The organism is Rhizobium sp. BK176 (assembly GCF_024808055.1).
In genome coordinates, this window is sequence record NZ_JANUBV010000001.1 from 228628 (window position 1) to 249028 (window position 20401).

At 60.0% G+C, this 20401-nt stretch carries 28 protein-coding genes; 21 read left to right on the forward strand and 7 right to left on the reverse strand.

Going from position 1 to position 20401, the window contains the following annotated elements:
• The 6 genes from FHT76_RS01320 to FHT76_RS01345 all read left to right on the forward strand — a co-directional run bounded on the left by FHT76_RS01320 (position 1) and on the right by FHT76_RS01345 (position 4299).
• Complete coding sequence (locus FHT76_RS01320) at positions 1 to 192, forward strand: hypothetical protein (RefSeq protein WP_259183813.1); 192 nt, start codon at positions 1 to 3, stop codon at positions 190 to 192.
• Complete coding sequence (locus FHT76_RS01325; protein ID WP_259183814.1) at positions 185 to 664, forward strand: CYTH domain-containing protein; 480 nt, start codon at positions 185 to 187, stop codon at positions 662 to 664. Before FHT76_RS01320 ends, FHT76_RS01325 begins: the two co-directional genes overlap by 8 nt.
• A gap of 36 nt (positions 665 to 700) precedes the next feature.
• Positions 701 to 1735, forward strand: a complete 1035-nt coding sequence (gene parM, locus FHT76_RS01330; protein ID WP_259183817.1) for a ParM/StbA family protein — start codon at positions 701 to 703, stop codon at positions 1733 to 1735.
• Between the two features lie 61 nt (positions 1736 to 1796).
• A complete protein-coding gene (locus FHT76_RS01335) occupies positions 1797 to 2441 on the forward strand; it encodes a hypothetical protein (protein WP_259183818.1) in 645 nt (214 codons plus the stop codon).
• Positions 2442 to 2485: 44 nt separating this feature from the next.
• Positions 2486 to 3685: a hypothetical protein gene (locus FHT76_RS01340; RefSeq protein ID WP_259183819.1), complete on the forward strand. Its 1200-nt coding sequence runs from the start codon at positions 2486 to 2488 to the stop codon at positions 3683 to 3685.
• Positions 3686 to 3864: 179 nt separating this feature from the next.
• Positions 3865 to 4299 (forward strand): hypothetical protein, encoded by a 435-nt coding sequence (locus tag FHT76_RS01345; RefSeq protein ID WP_259183821.1) that lies wholly within the window; start codon positions 3865 to 3867, stop codon positions 4297 to 4299.
• 85 nt (positions 4300 to 4384) lie between these two features.
• Here FHT76_RS01345 and FHT76_RS01350 read toward each other — a convergent pair whose 3' ends face one another.
• The 3 genes from FHT76_RS01350 to FHT76_RS01360 all read right to left on the reverse strand — a co-directional run bounded on the left by FHT76_RS01350 (position 4385) and on the right by FHT76_RS01360 (position 7698).
• The gene (locus tag FHT76_RS01350) at positions 4385 to 6544 is read right to left on the reverse strand and encodes a hypothetical protein (protein ID WP_259183822.1); all 2160 of its coding nucleotides are present in this window, start codon (positions 6542 to 6544) and stop codon (positions 4385 to 4387) included.
• A 329-nt stretch (positions 6545 to 6873) separates the two neighbouring features.
• Complete coding sequence (locus FHT76_RS01355; RefSeq protein WP_259183823.1) at positions 6874 to 7224, reverse strand: hypothetical protein; 351 nt, start codon at positions 7222 to 7224, stop codon at positions 6874 to 6876.
• A 75-nt stretch (positions 7225 to 7299) separates the two neighbouring features.
• Positions 7300 to 7698, reverse strand: coding sequence for a low molecular weight protein tyrosine phosphatase family protein (locus FHT76_RS01360; protein WP_259185549.1), 399 nt, complete (start codon positions 7696 to 7698; stop codon positions 7300 to 7302).
• A gap of 207 nt (positions 7699 to 7905) precedes the next feature.
• Between FHT76_RS01360 and FHT76_RS01365 the strand changes: the two genes are divergently transcribed.
• The 5 genes from FHT76_RS01365 to FHT76_RS01385 all read left to right on the forward strand — a co-directional run bounded on the left by FHT76_RS01365 (position 7906) and on the right by FHT76_RS01385 (position 9789).
• The gene (locus FHT76_RS01365; RefSeq protein WP_259183827.1) at positions 7906 to 8529 is read left to right on the forward strand and encodes a hypothetical protein; all 624 of its coding nucleotides are present in this window, start codon (positions 7906 to 7908) and stop codon (positions 8527 to 8529) included.
• Positions 8530 to 8611: 82 nt separating this feature from the next.
• Entirely contained in the window at positions 8612 to 9025 is a 414-nt protein-coding gene (locus FHT76_RS01370; RefSeq protein ID WP_259183828.1) for a hypothetical protein, read from the forward strand.
• A 1-nt stretch (position 9026) separates the two neighbouring features.
• On the forward strand, positions 9027 to 9194 hold the full coding sequence (locus FHT76_RS01375; protein WP_259183829.1) for a hypothetical protein: 168 nt from the start codon (positions 9027 to 9029) through the stop codon (positions 9192 to 9194).
• Position 9195: 1 nt separating this feature from the next.
• On the forward strand, positions 9196 to 9531 hold the full coding sequence (locus FHT76_RS01380; protein WP_259183831.1) for a hypothetical protein: 336 nt from the start codon (positions 9196 to 9198) through the stop codon (positions 9529 to 9531).
• A 54-nt stretch (positions 9532 to 9585) separates the two neighbouring features.
• Positions 9586 to 9789 carry a hypothetical protein gene (locus tag FHT76_RS01385; protein ID WP_259183832.1) on the forward strand — a complete coding sequence of 68 codons (204 nt, stop codon included), beginning with the start codon at positions 9586 to 9588 and terminating at the stop codon, positions 9787 to 9789.
• Positions 9790 to 9840: 51 nt separating this feature from the next.
• Here FHT76_RS01385 and FHT76_RS01390 read toward each other — a convergent pair whose 3' ends face one another.
• Positions 9841 to 10128: a helix-turn-helix domain-containing protein gene (locus tag FHT76_RS01390; RefSeq protein ID WP_259183833.1), complete on the reverse strand. Its 288-nt coding sequence runs from the start codon at positions 10126 to 10128 to the stop codon at positions 9841 to 9843.
• 246 nt (positions 10129 to 10374) lie between these two features.
• On the opposite strand from FHT76_RS01390, the gene FHT76_RS01395 reads away from it, so the two are divergent.
• From FHT76_RS01395 to FHT76_RS01435, 9 genes are all read left to right on the forward strand, one after another.
• A complete protein-coding gene (locus tag FHT76_RS01395; RefSeq protein WP_259183835.1) occupies positions 10375 to 11619 on the forward strand; it encodes a hypothetical protein in 1245 nt (414 codons plus the stop codon).
• The gene (locus FHT76_RS01400; protein ID WP_259183837.1) at positions 11616 to 12170 is read left to right on the forward strand and encodes a hypothetical protein; all 555 of its coding nucleotides are present in this window, start codon (positions 11616 to 11618) and stop codon (positions 12168 to 12170) included. The genes FHT76_RS01395 and FHT76_RS01400 overlap by 4 nt, the downstream gene beginning before the upstream one ends.
• Positions 12130 to 12717, forward strand: a complete 588-nt coding sequence (locus FHT76_RS01405) for a DUF1643 domain-containing protein (protein WP_259183839.1) — start codon at positions 12130 to 12132, stop codon at positions 12715 to 12717. Before FHT76_RS01400 ends, FHT76_RS01405 begins: the two co-directional genes overlap by 41 nt.
• Positions 12718 to 12954: 237 nt before the next feature.
• Positions 12955 to 13365 (forward strand): hypothetical protein, encoded by a 411-nt coding sequence (locus tag FHT76_RS01410; RefSeq protein ID WP_259183841.1) that lies wholly within the window; start codon positions 12955 to 12957, stop codon positions 13363 to 13365.
• Positions 13366 to 13538: 173 nt separating this feature from the next.
• The gene (locus FHT76_RS01415; RefSeq protein ID WP_259183843.1) at positions 13539 to 13940 is read left to right on the forward strand and encodes a hypothetical protein; all 402 of its coding nucleotides are present in this window, start codon (positions 13539 to 13541) and stop codon (positions 13938 to 13940) included.
• The gene (locus tag FHT76_RS01420; protein ID WP_259183845.1) at positions 13937 to 14710 is read left to right on the forward strand and encodes a hypothetical protein; all 774 of its coding nucleotides are present in this window, start codon (positions 13937 to 13939) and stop codon (positions 14708 to 14710) included. The genes FHT76_RS01415 and FHT76_RS01420 overlap by 4 nt, the downstream gene beginning before the upstream one ends.
• A 3-nt stretch (positions 14711 to 14713) precedes the next feature.
• Entirely contained in the window at positions 14714 to 16042 is a 1329-nt protein-coding gene (locus tag FHT76_RS01425; protein WP_259183846.1) for a hypothetical protein, read from the forward strand.
• Positions 16043 to 16052: 10 nt separating this feature from the next.
• Entirely contained in the window at positions 16053 to 17243 is a 1191-nt protein-coding gene (locus tag FHT76_RS01430) for a hypothetical protein (RefSeq protein WP_259183847.1), read from the forward strand.
• A gap of 127 nt (positions 17244 to 17370) precedes the next feature.
• Positions 17371 to 17574 carry a hypothetical protein gene (locus FHT76_RS01435; RefSeq protein ID WP_259183849.1) on the forward strand — a complete coding sequence of 68 codons (204 nt, stop codon included), beginning with the start codon at positions 17371 to 17373 and terminating at the stop codon, positions 17572 to 17574.
• A gap of 14 nt (positions 17575 to 17588) precedes the next feature.
• On the opposite strand, the gene FHT76_RS01440 is transcribed toward FHT76_RS01435, so the two are convergent.
• Positions 17589 to 17909, reverse strand: a complete 321-nt coding sequence (locus FHT76_RS01440) for a hypothetical protein (RefSeq protein WP_259183852.1) — start codon at positions 17907 to 17909, stop codon at positions 17589 to 17591.
• A gap of 140 nt (positions 17910 to 18049) precedes the next feature.
• Here FHT76_RS01440 and FHT76_RS01445 point away from each other — a divergent pair, with 140 nt between their 5' ends.
• Positions 18050 to 18349: a hypothetical protein gene (locus FHT76_RS01445; RefSeq protein ID WP_259183853.1), complete on the forward strand. Its 300-nt coding sequence runs from the start codon at positions 18050 to 18052 to the stop codon at positions 18347 to 18349.
• On the opposite strand, the gene FHT76_RS01450 is transcribed toward FHT76_RS01445, so the two are convergent.
• Together FHT76_RS01450 and FHT76_RS01455 are read right to left on the reverse strand one after the other, a co-directional pair.
• Positions 18350 to 19126: a hypothetical protein gene (locus FHT76_RS01450; protein WP_259183856.1), complete on the reverse strand. Its 777-nt coding sequence runs from the start codon at positions 19124 to 19126 to the stop codon at positions 18350 to 18352.
• Positions 19127 to 19202: 76 nt separating this feature from the next.
• The gene (locus FHT76_RS01455) at positions 19203 to 20345 is read right to left on the reverse strand and encodes a mechanosensitive ion channel family protein (protein ID WP_259183858.1); all 1143 of its coding nucleotides are present in this window, start codon (positions 20343 to 20345) and stop codon (positions 19203 to 19205) included.
• Positions 20346 to 20401 lie beyond the last annotated feature (56 nt).

Genomic DNA, 20401 nt, shown 5'->3' on the forward strand with positions numbered 1-20401 from the left:
ATGGCCAGCACGATAGAATACTCCTCCCCGATCAAATACGTCTTCGACGACGTCGAGATGCCTAGCCCGTCCATCTTCCAGACCCATGTCGGCCGGAACCTCAAGCCGCGCGACAACGGCGTTTCTGAGTGGGCCCATGCAGCCCGCAACGCGCTGCGCCGAAACCCAGAGCCAGGCGACAGCCATGACTAAGGAAATCGAGCGCAAGTTCAAGGTGAGCGGCGACGGATGGCGCGACGAGGTCTCGCAATCCTTCCTCATCGAACAGGCCTACCTGGTCGCCGAGCGCGAGCGTTCGGTCCGCGTGCGCATCCGCACGCTCCTCACCGGCGACGGCAGCTCCGAGCCCGAGTGCTTCCTGACGATGAAGTTCGGGGCGACGGCGATATCCACGGACGAATACGAATATTCGGTCCCGTACGAAGACGCCCGCAGCCTCGTTTCCCATGCTGGCGACCTGACGCTCACGAAGCTTCGCCACCTCGTCGAATTCGACGGCAGGACCTGGGAGGTCGACGAGTTTCAGGGCCGCCACGAGGGCCTCGTCATCGTCGAGATCGAATCTGAGGACGCGGAGTCCATAAATAACTTCCCCGCCTGGGTTGGCACGGAAGTCACATACGATTCATACTTCAAGAATGCCAGTCTCGTCTTCGCGAAATGAAGACGCCAAAGCAACGACAAACCAAAGGTTAGCACCATGTCGAACAACGATTCAAAGCTGCTGGTCGCCGTCGACGACGGCTACGCCCAGACGAAACTCTACACGATCCTTCCCGACGGCACCGAGGTAAAGCAGGTGCGCAGGTCGTCCATCCGCACGGGCAAGCAGGGCATCGGCTCTATCAACGGCGACGGCTTCGTCGGTCTCTACGAGGTCGACGGCGTTGGCTTCACCGTTTCGGAACTGATCGAAAGCGAAGACACCAAGTTCGACGGCTTCCACACCTCCGTGCTGGATCGCGTCCTCGTCAACCACGCGCTCGTTGAGGCCGACCTGTCGAAATTCGACATCGACCTGTGGACCGGCCTCCCAGTTGCCGACTTCTTCCGCGACGGCAAGAAGGACGAGGCGAAAATCGCTCTGAAGCGCGAGAACCTTCTGAAGACGGTCAAGGCCGGCGGTCCCGACGTGATCATCCCCAAGATCGGCAACGTCAACGTCGGTTGCCAGGCGGTATCGGCATGGGTCGACTTCGCTCTGGACAACGACCTCAATGTCCGCGACGACATCGACGGCGCGGTCGCGATCATCGACATCGGCGGCCGCACAACGGACATCGCCACGGTCATGAACGGCGGCGCGAGCGTCGACCATCAGCGCTCCGGCACGGACAACATCGGCATGCTGGATGTGTACGCCGGTCTTTCCCACGGGATTGCCCGGAAATTCGACGTGCGCGGAAACTTGCCGCTGTCCGACCTCGCCAAGGCGATGCGCAACCCGGAGAAGACGATCAAGCTCTGGGGCAAGCCGCGCGACATCTCCGATATCGTCGACGCCGTCCTCGAGGAGTTCGAAGGCAAGCTGAAGCGTGCGATCGAGGTCGTCATCGGTAACGGCGCATCGATCGACAACGTCGTCTTCGTCGGCGGGGGTTCGGCTCTGTTCACCGGCCTCCTCAAGAGCTTTCCGCACAACGGCGAGATCGTTCCCGACCCTGAATTCGCGAACGCCCGCGGCCTCCATAAATTCGCCCGCCACAAGGCGCTGCTCGCCTCCCAAGGCGAATAATCCAAGGCTCAAAAGGAGCGCTCTTCCGCGCCCCTGAAACCACGAGATCGGACGAAGACAGTTGAAAGCGCCGCAGAGGTCCAAATCGCTTCAGATATACGTGAAGCCGGGTATTCGGGAGGACGACGTCCTCATCGATATCTGGGACGCCTGCGCGCGCTTCGACCGCCCCCAGGACGTGTTCCGCACGATGCTCCGCCGCGGCATGATCGCCATGGTGGAGTCCGGCGATATGCCGAAGGCCGTCATCGACGCATGTGGTCTCGACGCTATCGTGGACTCCATTCTCGAGCGCCGCAGCCGCAAGTCGGGCAGGACGCGCCGCGAGGAACCGGTTCCGGCCTATCCGCCGCAGACATACGCCCCGCAGCCCGCCTACGTGCCGTACCCACCGCAGCCCCAGTACCATCCGTATCCGCCACAGGGCTACCCGCCGCAAGCCGACAGCGGGCAATGGAGCGGCGGCCACGACACGAGGCCAGCGAGGCCGCCTGAGTACGATCGCGCGCCGGAACCTCCACGTACAGCTCTCGAACCGCAAAGGCCTCCTGATGCGGAGCGCAGAGCCTTCGAGGAGAAGGTCCCGACGGAGCCGCCGAGAGCAGTGGAAACGCCGGTCCCCGAGAAACGACAGGACCCCGCGCCCAAGCCGCCGAGCACACCCGTCACAGCGGGCAAGAAGCGAACCATCGGGGACCTGATGTGACCACCGGTCACTGACATGCACGGAATAGAAGAGGGAAGAGAACAATGGCTGGTAAGGGACAACAAGGCGACGGTAGCGGCAACATCGAAATGGTGTGGTTCATCGCGGCCGTCCTGGTGATCCTCGGCGCGTGGTGCGTCTGGACCTACGCGAAGTCCGCTATCGTCTACCCGGCGTTCGCGGTTGACTATGCGTTCATCTGGATCATCGAGCATACCAAAGGCCTCGGCGAAGGCGGCTCGATGCTCAAGGACTTCATCGAGCAGTTTTTCGATGGACGCCGCGATGCCAACAACCCGAAGCACATCACCTGGGAAAACTTCGCACTGGTTCGCAAGACGGTCGGCGAGCAGGTCAGCTGGGTTATCGCCGCTGCCATCGTCGGGATGGCGATCGCGATCAAGTACCGCATGAAGGGCGAAGGCTACAAGACGTCGTTCTCGCTCGCTGGCGGCAAGGGCAAGGCTCCGAGCTTCGCCAAGTTCCAGGCCGAGAACTGGCGTGTCGCGACCTACTCCGCGAACTTCGATCCGGACGAAAGGGACGCCGAGATCGGCCCTCCGCTGACGCCGCCCGAATGGCTCAAGAAGAACGCGATCCGCTTCGAGGACAACGAACTCGACCACGAAGCCTGCCGCGCGGTGTTCACCGAGCAGCTCGGCAAGCAGTGGCACGGCTTCGACCGTGCGACGCTGAACGGCAAGGCCGTCCTGCTGATGTGCGCGCTCCACTACCTCAAGCTGGAGAAGGTCTTCCCCGGGTTCAACAGCGACAAGCCCAAGAACATCAGCCTGCACGAACGCGAAGAGCTCAGCATTGCCTGGGCCAGCGGCAAGGACGGGACGGCCGCCATGAAGGCCTTCGTGGAGCGTCACGAGAAGGACGCCAAACTCCGCAAGGTCATCGACACGATCGGCAGCAAGCACGCCTACGAGAACACGGTCATCTACGCCATGCTCGACCGAGCGCGCGCCAAGGGCGGCGTGTTCAAGGAACACGACATGGCCTACATCAAAAAGCTGGACCGCAACATGTGGTACGGCATGAACAACTGCGGCCGCAAGCGCTTCCACACCGAAGGTGCCGGCATCATGAGCCACTACTTCGCCGAACGCATTTCGAACCGTTCTCTCATCGAGCCTTATCTCGATCCGGCGTGCGAAGGCGTCGAGAATTATTTGTACGAGGAAGGTATCGAATCGCTCGAACAGTTCTTCACGGCTGCAGATGAGCATGCGTATTAAAAACATGGATTTAGTAGATTAATCTTGCTAAATGAAGACGCCGTCAGTTTCCCGGCGGCGTCTTCATTTAACGAGGAAACAGCTCATTTCAGTGCGCAACGATTGAGCGGCGGACCGTACCATTGGACGTTTCTGCTCGTGCACTTGTCGTATCGCTTCTCCGAGTCCGCGAGACACCGATGGCGCTGATCCTGGTCTCCGTAGGCTCCCCCGAACAGATTATTGCAAGAATTCATTTCCTGGCCCCAGTTGGCTTCACAACTTCGGTCCCAGTTGTACTTACATTGCTCGTTCAGCTTCCCGACGTCTTGCCGCGGCGCTTGTTCGCGCTCTCGCTTTGGGACGGGAGGCATCGGTTCGTCGCCGCCTTCATGGAGCAGTGGCATCGGCTCGTCACCCCCATGAAGCAGAGGCATCGGTTGATCGACCTGCTGTTGCGTGGTGGCGGCACCGGGATCGAGAAGCTGTATTTCGTCATCATCTGCTACCGCCTCGGCGACAGAAAAGAGCGTCATCATGGCAATAGATGCCATCAGCAAACGATTCATGGGAGCCTACCTGCCAATAATCCGGCCGTCGGTATCGTAGCCCCTTACCCCGTCAAACACTATTAAGTCCTTCGTACGATACACGAACGGAAAGGCAGGCCCACCAGCTTCAGGGAAGGCCTGCGCACGCGCGATACTACGCCAGAGGTACCTAAGCGCGCTCGGCGACCGCTCGCGCACCCACGACGTCTCCTTTGGCATTCAGCAACTGCTCGAGGTCGATCTGCTCGACCACGTTCTCGGCGTTGCCACGACGGAAGACCCACGCCTTGCCGTCGATATCGACGCCTTCGTCTCCATAGAGGACCTGGATATCGCCCTTGCGACCGTGCGAGAACACGTCGTGGATCGAAGGGAGCGATGCCAGGTACTCGACGAACGCCGGCATCCTTTCGCCGATTTCCACCTCGTTGCTCTGTGCCGAATGAATGTTGGCACTGAACCCGACATCCATATAGACAAGCTTGCGTTCGACGAGGTCGACATAGGCGACGTACTTCGTCAGCGACTTGCCAGTCAGCGGGAACACCATCTGGGCGCGCGCCGGTTCATAGAGGTTGCCTTCCTGCGGCTCTTCTCCCCACTGCAATGTGGCAAGCACATCGGTCGCGCCCTCGAACGGGATCGCGCTGTAGCACAGCACGTTCCAGACGGCGTAGCGGACACCGTCGGCGATCAGCTTCTGCGGGTAGAGGTCGATCATCTGGCAGGCGCGGCCCTTGAGGTCCTTCGAATTCGTGGGATCGCCCGAGAAGACAGCCGACTGGCTCGAGAACGGCTCGGTGGAATCCCAGCTGACCGTTCCCCTATGGCCCCAGTCAGCCCCGTAGAAATTCCAGCCAACGTCGAACCAGACGTTGCCAGACTCGCGCTTGGCTTCCCAATAGCTCGCGGTCCTGAGGAACTTCATATTGTCCGGGATATCGAAGACCGTCCCTCGGCCATACGCCGCCAGTTCCTGTCCGTTCGCCTGAAGCTTGACGTCCTTAGTCGCCGGATCGACGTTGAAGCCAGACGGATAGAGTGCATCGAGGCGCGATCCGACCTCCGCGGAGATGAATGCGCGCAGGTCCGCGAGATCGGCGTCATCGATCTTCGCCTTGCCGTTCTCGACGAACTGAGCCTTGGTCCAATTGCCCTTGGGCGTGAAGACGAGGGACTTGCGGTCGTTGACCGTGGCCAGATAACCGTCGAGCTTGACCAACTGGGACACTGTGAGGTCATGCGAAACCGACTTGAACGCATCGAACGCCTCGCGGCCGAAAAGGTCGTATGCCTTGTGCAGGCGGCGCAGCAGCTGGCCCGGACGTGCTTTCAGAAGATCGAGCGAGCCGATATCCTTGACCGCCATCGCCTTCTCGACCTTGGCATCGAGAGTGTGTACCTGCTTGTTGTAGAGGAGGTCATAGGCAGCGGAGACGCGCCCGACATTGAAGTCGGCCGGACGCAGATATGACAGCAGGCGCTTCCACTGCTCCTTGCGCATCGCGAAGTCTTCCTCGATATGCTTGGCGGACTCGATCAGCCCCAGCAGGAACCGGCGTTCCGGGCGGGAGAACTTGCGGAACTTGGACTTCGTGCGCAACGAGACGTCGCCCTCGGAAAGGGCGGCTGCCAAACGCAATACGTCCGTCGCTGTCGAGAACGCGACCTTGCGCTCGCCGGAAACAGCCGCGGCGATGCAGTGAGCGACCAACGTGACGCCATTTTCCTTGAACGAGAACTGGTCCATGTCGACGACAAGGTCATCCATCGCCGCGATAAGGTGCTTCGCCTGCGCGTTCTGGAAGTCGTTCCACTTCGCGGCCGTCTTGCAGAGCTTGACGAAAATTCCCGACGTCGTCTCTCCGTCCGCGAGATCGAGGACCTTGAGGCCTGTCTTTTCGGAGAGCGCGCCACGCTCTTCGACTTCTTCGGTGAAGAGATCGTTCGGAAGACCCCAGTACATCAGAATCTGATTGAACCAGTAGCGGGCCTGCGACATCTCGAGGACCTCCTTGGGGAAGTTCTTGTAGACGACGAAATCACCCATATTGCGGTCCTCGCCCGTCACATAGGCGAGCGCTGGCTTGGCGTTCTTCCAAAACTCGTAGATGCCGGCGTCCGACAGCTTCATGATCGCCTGCGTCGCGGCGAGCGAAGGCACGTAGCCGTAATAGGCGAGGTTTGACACAATCGTGCCGAGGCTCTGCAGGCGGAGATCGTCGATCTTCGCGCCATCGGCGGCCGCGAGGTCAGGCACGGCCACGTAACCGTTCTGCACGAGGAGAATGTCGTCCGACATCTTGATGGAGGTGTTGATGGCGTTCATCGATCGATACTCCTGTTCATGGAAAAGACAGGCCGACCCGCAGCAAAAAGAAATGGCTCCTTGAGGGAGCCATTCTTGGAACTACGGAAAGCGGCGCGGTGTTTCTTTTACATGATGAAGTTAGAAGGAACCGCAACCATGGCCGTATGTCTACTTTTTAGAAAACCAGGCTTCCGAGGTCAAGCAAAAAACACACGGGGTCTTCAATTTTATTTTCCCTGCTGAAAAATCCGTTCTCAAGACCCTGGCAATGGGGAAAGGCATAGACGTTTCGGCTGATGGCGTCTCTACCGCCGCCGTCATCGAACTCCCCATTCCAACCTGACACATCAACCGACCGGGCCCGATGGCCCGTCGTCGGCCGGACCGCCCACATGGTTCTGGAGGCTGATGAGGACGGCCTCCAAAGAATTCTGGTCCAGCGGCGGGATTTCGAAGGTGGTTGCCTCGGACGACATCGGTGCGGCCGCGACGGCCCCGACTTTCTTCTGACGGCGCTCCTGATACCTGAGCCGCCTGAGATCGGCATAGCGCCGCCGCAGCTCGTCCATGTCGATCTCCCCGGCGATCCACTCCTCGATCCACGACCTGAAAAGCGGATCGGTGTCGACCTCGACACCTCTTTCGGTGGCAGCGCCGAAAATCCTCTCCACGAGCGCGCGCCTGCGTTCGACAGTCATAGCCAGTTCCTCGATTACACGGGCGCACAAAGCCACCCATTTCGGGCGTGACGCTATCCATCCGGCCGTCGACGGTCAAGGAGCAGGGGCGTTCCCGTCGTGGATGGCACACCGGTTTTCCGCCGTTGGCCTGCGAATTCCGGGAAGGAGGCGAGGGACCTTGGCTTCGAGCAGGCTGATCAGCTCTGGCTGCATGAACTCGTAGTCGTCCGGGATGTCCAGGCAGATCACGCGCCTTCCTCCAAGCGCCGAGCGAAATTTCCGCTGTAGTTTGCTGCGATGCTCGCGTTCCATGACCATGACGACATCCGCCCACTGTACCAGTTCCCGGTCTAGCGGCGTGCAGGCGTCGTTATTGGTGCCTGCCGACAGCACCTCGAGGCCCTCCCATGTGGAGAAGACCTGTTCTGCGGTCGGGCTGCGCAGCTTGTTCTGGCTGCATACGAAGAGGACGTTGAGTGGCTTTACGGGCATCTTCCCAGTTCCGGAACGCGAGAAAGTCGACGGTTCGCGCGACAAACGGGCCATGAACGAAGGCGGAAATAGCGACATTTCGGCAACTCCTTGTTTCTTCGTGATGCAGACCCCACGGCACGCGCCGTCGGGACCTATGCAAGCGTCCCGAGGCTCTCTTAGCCTGTAGAGACGAAGTCATTCAATTCGATACTCTGCGGGGCAGCCATGCGCGCGTTTCTAGTCGGTACCTTCCTCACTCTTGCGATTTCATTCGGGTCGACCGATCAGGCTGGAGCGCTCTCGCTCCTCCAGACGGCGGAGACGCCTCGCGTCGATCATGAAGATGCGCTTGAACCGGCAGCAATGCCCCAGGAAACGCCCTTCTTTCTCGAAAAGCGGTCCCTCCCCGCGATCACGGACGCGATGCGCATCAACAGGGAGCATCGCCGGATGTTCGCCGACCTGACCAAGGAGAGCAGGGGAGAAGACAATCCCCTGACCAAGTACATCATGGCGCTCGACGTGCGCTACGCCATCCTCTCGGCGGTCGGAGACGGCCTTGTGCGGGCGACGACGCCGGAAGAGGTCACCGAGGCGACGGCCGCCGCCGACGCGGTCCTGGCCGTGCGCACCGACCTCGATCGGGTGATCGGCACGACCCAGATGGCCATTATCGACGCCGCGAGGGCTTCCAAGGGCTACTTCGGCGCTTGCGACAGCCGCGGACAGCTTGCCGACGGGACCAAGTGCGTCCGGGTCAGCGCAGAGAATGGCGGCGAAGCTGGCAAACAATCGTTCTGGGCGCAACCTTGGGACGCCGCCCGGTTCGCGGCGGTCCCTCAGCCGTAGAATTCCGCGAGCGCGCGAATGAGGTCTTGAAATAGAGTAGCGCCGATGCTAAACCGCGCCCTCGAAGGCGACAGGAGCATTCATGGCTATGAATAGACGCGAGATGGAGTTCTTCGTAGCTCGTGGTCTCCACGATCTCGACAACGAGGCGCTTGCCAAAATCGCCCGCCAGGTGCTCGGCAAGGAAATCACGCTACGCGGCAGTCGCTTCTCGTTCCCCCGCAAGCAGGCCCAGGAGACGAACCAAATGGCGGACACCACGACACCTCCAGTTGGCGCTCAAGCCAAGTTGTCCACGGCGCAGGTCAACGCTCTGTTGGATGTCCTCAAGGGCGAAGACCGCTTCAACGACAATTACGCGCCCGCGAAGAAGCTCGTGGAACTTTCACTTGCCAACTGGAAGGGCAACGCCGGTCTCAGCGCCGACCGCCTGATCCTGACCGAAGAGGGCAAGGCGAGAGCTGAGCTGGAACGTGCAAAACGCGATGGGAAGTGAGATGGCGAACTCCGATACACGCCACAAGGAAGCCCTCGAGGCCATCAAGCGGGTGTTCTCCGACACGTCGGTGAGCGTCGAGCAGACCCGTGTCTCGCTCGAAACTCTCAAGGAGGAAATCGACGGCTTGCTGAATTCCCTTCCCGACGACGAGGGAGACGGAGAGTAAAATGGCATTCGAACGGATTATCGGCGCTGCTTTCCTACACCCCGACAAGGGTGTTTATTCGCTTCTCGCGCCGGCCCGCCATGGTCAGGTCGGCCGACTGGTCGACCCATGCTATCCCGATCAGCCCCATGCGAACCTCGACTGCGATCAGGGATTCGTCACCGACCGAGCGCGGTACGTGTCGCGTGAGGAAGCATGGAAGCTCGTCGCCGAAGAAATGGCGGCATTCCCGGGTCAAAAGCTCGCCCACTATCCGGCGCTCGAAAATTTCGGGACGGACGAACACCCGATGCCAAACAACCGCGGGAGCGAGCTCTTTTCCGAAGACGTCTGGTAGGGCGTTGACATCATGAAGGCTCATTATTCGGCCAACCCAACGGAACGGTGACAAATGAAAAAGCGCGACATCCCGACCTTATCGACTGAGGAGATTCTGTTTGACTTAAACGCCAGCTTCTGGACACCCCCGTCGACTGACGTGATCCGTACGGACTTGGAGGAATTCCGCCGACAGTTCGGATTGATGCCGGAACTCGCAGAGGCGCTCGGGGTGCGTCAGTTTCTTCGGGAAGACACCCTCAGAAGCGTGAATTGAAAAATTCGAGTTTGTCGACCTCGACTACCCGTTACACTGGCTTCCGATAAGTCATTCGACTTTCGAAATTCCCCGCGATGGCAATTCGAGGTCCGGAACCCGTTCCGGAATGTCCATGGAAATTCCGATCCCGAACATCGACGCATAGGCGATCACGTTCTCGAAATTTGGCACCGACAGACCGCGTTCGAACCTCGACACCCATTTCCGACTGCAACCGATAGTCGCCGCCACGTCGTCCTGGGTGATGCGCGCGTTCGCCCGCTCGGCCGAAATCAACGCCCGAAGTCGCTCGAGATCGAATTTTGTCGCCTTCGACAAATCATGGTCTTCGGTCATTATTCAATCCAATTTCAAACGATGGGACATTGATGTCCCCTACGCAATTTAAGATAAAGCATCGAATGTCGAAATAAATCAAGACGCCGCATCTTTCGATGCGCGAATAACGGGAAGTCCCGATTGCCAATTCGTAACCTTCCAGCCGGCTCTTCGGGGATTGATGGAGGCCGACACTTGTGCCTAAAATTCAGATGACAGAAATCGAAGACGTCGCCGAAGCGATGCCATTTCCGGGATACATCTATGAAGGAACTGCCCAAGGACTTCCTGACCATCGGACGGGGTGCCGAGTACGTCATCCGCGCAGACGATGCCATCGTCGTCGTGTCGTCCGGTCGTCGTCTGGAAATCGCGACCAGACTGACCGACAAGATCGCTTCGAATGTCGTATTGAGAGACCCGGCCGCACCCGACACGGAAACCGTCATTTTCACGGGGAGCGCGCCGCAGGCCATGCAGGCCTATCTCGACATCGCCGAGCAGCTGACGAAGAAGAAGCGGCCATCCGTACTTTCCGTCGTGAAGGCGCTGTCCGTCAGCGTCGCGTCGATCGCCATCGTCGCCGCCCTGACCGTCGGTTACCTCGAGACGAGACGCTTGGCTTCGGACCTGCGTGCAGCGGAAACCGCCCACGCCGAACCGCAGATTCCCTCCGACCTGCCGCAGGCCGCCCGCGATCTCATCGACAAGGGTGGGACCCAGGACCTGTCCAGCTTGAAGGTGTTGAAGAAGCCGGACTTCCTCAATGCTCCTTCGACGACCGCGCCGGCGTCCGAAGTCACGCCGGCGGTTCCGCAAGCCCCTGCCAACGCGGCCGAAGCCATTTCCGATCTTGGACTGCCGACCTACAATCCAAACCTCTACACGAACGGCGGCGCGGCCCCCGCGAACGAGCCACGCGCTGCGACGACTGCCGCCGACGCGAAGGCCGTTCCCGCCGAACCGAAGCCCGAAGCACCAACCGCTCCCGAAAAGGCGGCCGAGACACCGCAGGAAGATAAGGCGACCACGCCCGATCCGAAGCCCGAGGCGTCGACGAATCAAGCCGCCGAGACAGGCAAGGACGACCAGAAGGCAGAAGCGAAGCAAGACCCCAAGGCCTTCAAGAAAGATGCCGAGGCGGCCGTCAAGTCGCTGATCGGCAACGGCATGTCCGACACTGACGTGCGCAAGCTTCTCCTCAACCTCCAGCAACTCAATGCCGGCGGCGAACAGGAAATCACGCCCGAGATGTTGAGGGCGCTCCCCGAAGAGGTCGCGGCCATGCTTTCCGAACAGGGGATGGACCTCGAAGGACCGGCCGGCGGCACGATGAACATCCTGCCTTCCGAAGTCGTCGACCAGTTCCGTGGAAAGGACGGCGTCGCGACGATCCCGGAAAACTACTCGTGGTACGCTCGTAGCGGCGGACCGGTATCGATCCCCCTTCCTGGCGGCGGCGACATCAAGACCCCTGATGACTTCAAGGATTTCGGTCTGCGCCCGTGACCGATTTGCTCCCGGAAAACGTCTGGCGCACGCCCCAGCTCGTCCGTGATCGCATGACGGTCCGCGACGGGCAACATGAGCGCATCGTCACGCTCACTCCCGATGTCGGCCTCGCCCTCCTTCTCTACAAGCTGCACAACGAACTGTACGAGATCGAGGTCGAGCCGTCGGCCGAAGAGATCGCCGATTTCCTGACGGCGTTGCAAGCCGTCTACGATGTCGTCGCTCCGCACTGGAGAGCCGCCGACCCTACATTCGAGCAGCACGACCCAGCGTCCATGCCGCTTCCTGCATTCGTAATCAGCATGGACGCAAACGCGCTCGACGAGGTGGGTTCTGGATACGGCCCGATCCACGGCCTCATCCAGGCGTTCGCACGCAACCTCCTCGATCGGTCGGCCTACGCAGCCATCATCAAGGAACTCTCCCGCTCTGCGAAAGAAAGCCAGATCGAACCGGACCTGGTTCTCGAGCAGTACATGCAAAAGATCAAAAGACACGGAGGCTTCGATGCCCACATTCTCAGGGTCGACACCCGATTCCAAGGATAAGCACGATCCTGGCGGCAAGGTCAGGATACGCCTGCGCGACACCATCGTCGGCGGCGCGACCTTTTCCGACTGCGGCCGTTACAGGCCTCTGCTCTGGCGGACCTGGGGCGACGCGATCAATCCCGGCCACGTCTTGTGGATCGGCATGAACCCGAGCACGGCCGACGGGACCGTCGACGATCCGACCGTTCGGCGTGAATGCGACTTCACAGCCGCTTGGGGCTATGGCGTCTACCGGAAGTGCAACGTCATGGACTTCCGCGCGACACAGCCGAAGGCCCTTTTGGAAAGAGGGGTTGAGCCACGAAGCGAAATCAACCTTCCGACTATTGTCGAGCAGGCCAAGTCCGCCGAAATAGTCATCCTCGCCTTCGGGTCTCTTCACAAAAAGTTGAGCCACTACGGCGCGGACGTGGTGCGCGCGCTCGAAGCGGAAAACATCGACGCTTACTGCCTCGGCATCACCGCCAACGGCTCTCCGAAGCATCCGCTCTACCTGAGGAAGGATTCCGAGCGCCTGCGGTACAAGGGACTGCTCGCCGCTTGACGCGGGGAGGGGTCTCCCGCTTGATCGAAAATAAGAAGGACTCGCAGTGGCAATCCTAGAACTTGACCGACCAAAAAAACGTATATTCCTGAAGTAATATGTTCTTGCATTCCCGTTCAGAGGGCATTATTAGCTTGGCCTCGATGACGTACGTCGCGCACAGGTAGTACCCGTCCATGAAGTCTTTCAGCGGCGGTTCAGCAGGAATGATCCTGCGCAGTGAGGGCATGCAGCGGAATGATCAAGTTCGTCTCAAGCGTCGAGGAAATCGAAACGGAGGAACTCGAGGGGCGGATCGTGATGCAGAGCATCATGCACGATTGGCCGAGCTACAGGCACCCCTGCAGGGTCATCCAGAAGACAGACAACTCGGCTATTGTCGAGCGGCTGCATGCCAATTACGACGACGTTAAATCGATTTGGGTGTTCACCGAGAAAACCGCCGGAGAACAACAGGTGATCCGGCTCGCGGAAATCCGGGCCGTATGCGACGACGCCGACGAGGCGAACGTGATCGTCCAGAAGAGCAGGGAAGCCCTCGACGAGTTCTTCAAGGCGAAAGACAAGCTCACCGTCGAATTCGCGGCCATCGCGGCCAACTCCACCGACCGCCGCAAATCCCAAGCAGCCCTTCGCCCCTGCTGCTGAGCCCCGAGTGTCTCGGGCGAGTTCTTCAATTCCCGTTGACACGGCCGCGTTGGCCAGGTATCGATCTGTGCCGCGCAAATAAAGACACCGTGCGCGCCGCGGTCATTCCGCAGCCGACGGCCTTGATCCTTTCCGAACGTGGCCGCATTGTCCGATAAACGGAGAGTTCCCGCGTGATCACGTTCTACAACAAGCAGAAGCCAGCCTCGGAAAGCCTTATTGGCAAGTACGCCTTCGCTGACGGCGGAATGCATTACGCCTCATATTCAGCGGCGATCATGGTCACCCGCGAAATGGGCGTTTCCGTTGAAGGCCTGCATCTGTGCAGGACCATCGAAGACGGCGTCATGGTCGCGACGGAAGTCGACGAACACGAACTCAAGACCATGCGAAAGACATCCGTCGCCTGCGCTTGCGACACCCTCGACGAGGTCAACGCGATCTACCGCGCCAACTTTGAGTCCCGCAGTCTCTACCAGGCTTCAATAGCGGCCGGCAAGGAACTTTTCGTCGCACTCGATGGCACTGAAATCCAGCCTAGCACAACTTTCGAAAACAGGACCCCAAAGCCATGATCGAAGTCTTCGAAATCGGCAATGCCACAACGAATATCACTCCCGGTCGTTTTGTCCTCCTGAAGGGACGACCGGCGTTCCGAGAATTGACTGCCCCCTGTATCGTACTTGGCGCACAGGACGGAACTCCCGTAGTCAAGCTGAAGCCCTTGGTATCCGAAAGCATTGGCGACAGTTCCGGCCCGTACTACAGCGGCGCAGTCTCCGAAAAGGAGATTCACGTCCTCCGCTCAAAGATCGCCGTTGTTTGCGACACGGTTGCAGAGGTCAACGCACTCGTTGAGACGTCCAAAACCGCTGAGATGATCCTGCGTAACGCCCAAGAGGCTATCGCGACTATTCACAGCGAATCCCACGGCCAGGCAATCCCAGATGCCGCCGAGGACGTCGACGATATCGAAGCGATCCGCGCTTTTACGCTCCTGAACAACTCCGGTGACTCGACCATCACCTGGGAGAAGGACAACGACGAGGTGATGCGCGCGCTCATCGAAAAGAAGATGTCCGAAGGCATGGCGTTCTTCATCATCCATCCGAAGGCGCTCGGTTTCATTCCCCGTCCGAAGTCCAGAATTTCCGATGTCGAAGAGATCATGAAGCGCCGTTCCGTCGCCGTTAAGGACGAGGATTTCGCCGAGATCATCGCGGCCGGCATGGCGGGCGTCACCGAGCGCCCCGAAATCGACACGGAACGCGCCGAACAGTCCTACGACCCGGCCAGGATCGCCCGCAGCCAGTCTGTCGGCGTCATGCCGATGCGCGGAGGCTGAACGATGACCGGACTTCCCGCCGATGTGATGTTCTCGCTCGACCATAGCGTCGAGTGCGGCGACATGACAGCGGACGTCCACGCCTACATCACCCTTCTCGACGAGGACCCGCTCGGCTGGTACGAGGGCCTGAGCGGAAGTGACGAGTTCATCAGGTTGATGAACGCGACGGCCAGACAGCGCATGGCTTCGTGGCGTGAAACGGCGGACCTCGACGATCGGGCGACGGTCACATTGATCGGGTTCCAGGAACTCCCGCGCACGCTCACGGATAGCGCGAGGCATGTGCTTTCGGAGGCCATCAAACTCCGCGGGCCGGACAGACAAGCCGTCGAAGCCCTTCTGGCGAACCGTTCCTTTGTTTCCGACAATGCCTCGCCATTTCTCCCTGCTTTCAATGAGATCGTCATGCGCGCCCGTGACGACGTCAGGATCATGGGCCGTTCCGCATTCTCCGAGGCGCGGTATCTGCTTCCCGACTTCTACCGCCGGGTCAACGAGCGGCGGATGCAGCTGATCACTGAATCCATGCAGATTGAACAGGCCGCCCATTACCGGAAGCCCGTCTCGAGGAGCGTCCGCAAGGCACGGCGAAAGCCCCTGATCAAGGCCATCGACCTTCTTTCCAAGATCGGAGGCCAACAGACCGCCTCCGCCTTCATCTCCGGCGACGACGTCGTCGTCACGGGAAAGCGGTTCAATTTCCGCGCCCGCAAGGGTGTTTTGTCGAGCAACGGCCATGGGGCGTTAAACCTGACGGTCACCGACAAGGACAACATCGAACTCGTCGACCTCTGCTTCTATTTCGAAAACATGCCCGCTCCCGACCAGCTGGCGGCGCTCATCCTACACGTGAAGGCAGGAAACGAAGACGATATTATCACCACAGGCAACGCCATCCGCACGTACACGGCCGGCAAGACCTATGCGCCGATCCTGGAGTTGCGAGAGACCAAGAAGCGCAGGAACGAGGTCCGCTACGGGAACGATACCAATGGGACAGCGGTGGCGACGCAATCCAATCCACTCCGCGCCATGATGGCCAATCACATCGATACGGTCCTCTTCAACGGCCGCCGCGGCTCCAGCGACGAATACAATCGCCTCCACGACATTCTCGTTCCCGGGATCGCCGACACCATCATGGATGTCGCGCGCAGCTCGAAAGCAGGGGCTTTCCTCTCATCCACTCTTCCGGAGGTCGCTCAACTGGTATCCGTGCCGAAACGATCGAGAACCGACGCGATCCCGCTCGACGAGATCGAAGAAGCCGATCCGATCCCATTGATCGCCACCCTCAGACTTCCAGCCGCCCGAACCATCACCATCTAGGACCTGAAGCATGACCGCAGACAAGACCGATTGCCAGGTTCTCGAAGAGGCATTGGCCCGATACTTTGAGACACACCAAGACGAATACAATCCTCGCGAACGCGATTATCATTTCCTTGGTTTCCGCATCTTCGCCGAGGACGTGATAGGTGACGCGTTCCGCAAGATCAGGACCCACGCCTTTCCCAAGGTGGAAGCCGCATCGACGGACGGAGTCTCCATCGGACCAGTTTCGCTTGTTCCGCGTCGACGCGCGGACGATGGCCGCCTCTACGAGTTCACGATCCAAGAGGGCGGTGTCGACCGGTTCGTCGTCAGAACGCTGCACACCCCGGCAGGCCGAATGCGCAAGCGCTCGTCGGACACCGTGGTATTGCTTCGCCCACGAGCTCAATATGGCATCACCCACGCCAGTTTCTCTCTTCCGAACGAGGAGTTCTCGAACCTACGCTACGGCTGTCACGATGGACCTGGCGCACTCCCTGGATTGACTGAAGCCTGCAAGCTCATTCTGCCCTTTATCAAGGACGAAGTTGCGAATGACGCAGTCACTCAGAAGTTTTCACTGTTTCGAGACGAGTACATGGCCCTTGTCGAACGAGACGGCGGCCTGCCAGGCGCGTTGACAGCGCGTTTCGGCGATATGGTTCTCGAGAGGGGCATGGGAGCAATCTACGACTGGATTGCCCGCGAGTTGCCAGCCCTCGACGCGAAGGTCGGCCGCCTGATGACCTGGCCCGACAACTCGCTCCGCTTCAACGATCAGGACGAAAACGCAGTGATGGTTCGCGCCCCCGGGGCGATCGCCCTCGTCCATTTCATCCCCCCTTCGAGCGATCCACATCACGCCTCCATGCAGGTTCTGCGGCAGGATGACAAAGGCCAGCCGATCTCGGCCGAAAGCTACCTCGTTCCCGTCGGTAACGGAGACATGGTTCGGACGATCGAGGCATTCAGAAACGGAGAGGCAATCGAGGGCCACCCAATGATGTCGTTCGACTTCCAAACGCGCCGCATCACGACGACTCCTGCGTTTCTGGAGACCAAGCGTTACCAGGACGTCGCCTTGTCCACTTTCCATGTCGGCTACGACTGGAGGGGACGCCGAAGCGAAGAATACGCACAAGGCATCCATCGTTTCATGGACTGGGACGGGATCGAACAGGCCGTTTGCCACCCGCAGAGCGCGCCTTCACTTTAAAAACGTCCGATTTCGTCGTGTCCTGATTGGCGAAATCCGCAATCCTCAAAGTGTGATCGGCCGGCTGTTGACGTGGATATCAGACAGGCGGACGATTGTCTTGCTTTGACATCAACGGAGTTGTCGCGTGAGCCGAAACGAATTCCTGAATTCCCTGCGTTCACTCGGCCTGATGGCTTCCGCGGCCATCATCCTCTCGGTCCCCGCATTGCGGGCAGTGGCGACCAACGGCGGTATCGATGCTTCGATCATGAACGCCACGTGCCTGATCCTCGGTGTCACGGCGATGTCCGTTGGACTTTCCCAGCTGAAGCGAGGCCTCACCGGCTAATCCGTACAGAGCTTCTACAAGCCGGGCGCTGCGTAGCGGATGTCGCGCGGGAAGATGGCGTTCAGGGTCAACTCGCGGATGACCTCCCGGTATTCGGCGACGACCGAGCGATCGACCGTTCCTCCGAAGCCTTCAAGCCAGTCTGCGATGTTCGACAGATGGCCAGGCTCCGCCATGTCGCGTTCGAGAGCTGTCTGGAGATATATCCTGGCCGCCTCCGAAACCGTCGACTGGATGCCGTTGTTCCTGATGTTGCCTGCCAGCCCGCGTCTGTCGCCGTCGTTGAAGTCGTAGAACCTCAGGGACAGAAGTTTCGAAACCATCAAATCTTGCATGGACACCGCTCCATTCGCCGATACTCAAATTACGGGACAACAGAACGAAGGGGACAAACGGAATTTGCGACTCCGTTTTATATTGCACTGCACAATGACGAAGCGTAGTGTCATCCAAGAACACAAAATGGAGGACCCCGATGTTCGACCTCAAGACAATTCAGTCGGTTATCGAATCTAAGGCCAAGGCAGGCGTCGAACTCGCACTCACCGAAGCAACCGATATCGCCACGACCACGAACACTGAACTCTCGGCGTTCGGCGAACTCGCCGGCGCTTTGACGAAAGCGAAGACGCCGGACGAGGCGATCAACGCCGTCATCTCCTACAACGCGCTCGCCTTCCAGCGCGCCACGGCCGCGTTCCTGCGCGCGGTCGAGCGCGGCTCGGATTTCTCCAAGGGATACGGAGAAGACGTCCGCAAGGCGTTCGTGGCCTGATCAGAACCGAGGCACAGCATATTTCGGGGCGGCTTCGGTCGCCTCGATGCTTTCAAACGACAGCAGGTTATCCGCCCCGGCGACATCGCGCCCCTCGGCGATCAACGACGCCACGGCGTCCTCGACGCGAGCGAGTTCGGCGGACGACAGCGAGACAAGGCCGCTCTGCTGCTTGGACACCAGGACGGCGTAATAGGCGGCCGCGTCGTCCAGAGCCACCTTGAGCCCCCTGTCGCGCACGTTCGTCATGTATTTCTGAAAACCGCTCGGCGCGTGGACGGTCACCGCGGTGAAGCCGACCCTCTGATCACTGTGGACGAAGTAGACACCGACCCCGTCGGGCAGCTTTTCGACCGTATTCAGGTAGACGTTGACCAGCATGCTGAAGTCGTCGTTTCCGCAGAGCCTCGCCAGTTGAGGGGCGACTTCCGTCATCACGGCCGCGACATCGGTCTTGAAGCGCCAGTAGACCCGGTCGAACAGGTCCATGTGCGTCGAAAAGGTCTTGAGAAGGTATGCCGAAACGCTTCGAAACACCACGTCGTCGGACAGGTGCAGCCATTGCCGCGGACCGGGCCGAGACAGCAGTTGAAGCGAGGCGACGAAGGAGCGCGCCGCCGACCTGGTGTGGGACCATGCCTGCGCGGCGTCCTTCCTGTCCTCCAGGATCGCCGACATGGCGAGATGCTGGACCCAGTTGTAACCCGAGACCCTGCGCAGATCGATCCCCGCTTCTCCGAGCAAGGCCGTCTCCAACTGGTTGCGCATACGTCTCATGGTCTGTCCGCCGTCATGGGATGACGGATGATGTTCCGCAGGGCCGCCAGCGACAAATGACAGGGTCTCTCGCCGATCATCGCGCCTGAAACACCGACAGTCCGAAGCGCGGCATGACGGCCAATGCGTGGTCGAAGATGCCCGACTGGAGCTTTTCGTAGGGAAGGCCCTCGGTCTCGCGCGAGAAGCAGTAGATTTCGAGCGGGATGCCAGTGGGTGTCGGGTCGGTGGTGCGCAGCATCAGCCGCATCGTGTCATCCACGTTCGGATCGCGACGCAGGTGCCACTCGAGATATTCGCGAAAGAGCGCCGAGTTGGTCGTGGTCGGCGCGACTGGCCCGATCGACGACAGGAACGGGCCGATGATCGTGTCTGACTTCGACTTGCGGACCCATGCGGCTTCCACGAACTTGACGCTCGTCTGGTCGAGATAGAGCGAGCGCTTGATGCGCCGTGATCCCGTCTCGAACATGCCGCGCCAGTTCTTGAACGGCTCGCCGATGAACTTGCGCACGGGAATGGTCGTCAGGGTCATATCCCAGTTCCTGACGGTGATGTGGTAGAGGGCGATGTCGATCACCGTTCCGTCGACGTCGAGCTTCGGAACCTGCACCCAGTCGCCGACACGGATCATCTGGGACGACGAAATCTGGACGCTGGCGACGAAGGAGAGGAGTGTGTCCTGAAACACCAGAATGAGGACGGCGGCCATCGCGCCGAGGCCGGACAGGAGGATGACGGGAGAGCGGTCGACGAGCGCGGCAAGGGTCAGCACGGCAGCGACGATGAAGCCCGCGATCTTGATGACCTGGAGATAGCCCTTGATCGGCCTGACGGCGGCCAGTCCCTTGCGGGTGTAGACGGCGTTGATGGCGTCGAGGATGGTCGAGGCGGCCAACACCAGCGTGAGGATGATGTAGGCGGTGGCGACGTTCTGGACGACCTTGACGATGGATGCCGGGAGGGCAGGGACGGCCTCTACGCCATACATCACCACCGCGGCCGGCACGGCGTGCGCAAGACGGGCGACGAAGTTGTGCCTTCTCAGGTCCTGGTCCTGTCCGAATTCGGTCAGCGCCAAGAGCTTTCCGAGGACGCGCAGGACGAGACGGCGCATGAACAGGTGGACGATGGCAGCCCCCGCAAACAGGATGACCATGCCAGCGACGGATTGCGCCCATGAGGTCGAAGCGAAGAACGATTGAAGACTTTCGAGCATTTCAATTCCAGAATTTAAATGGTGACATCGTGCAATATTGTGGCTCACGACAACAA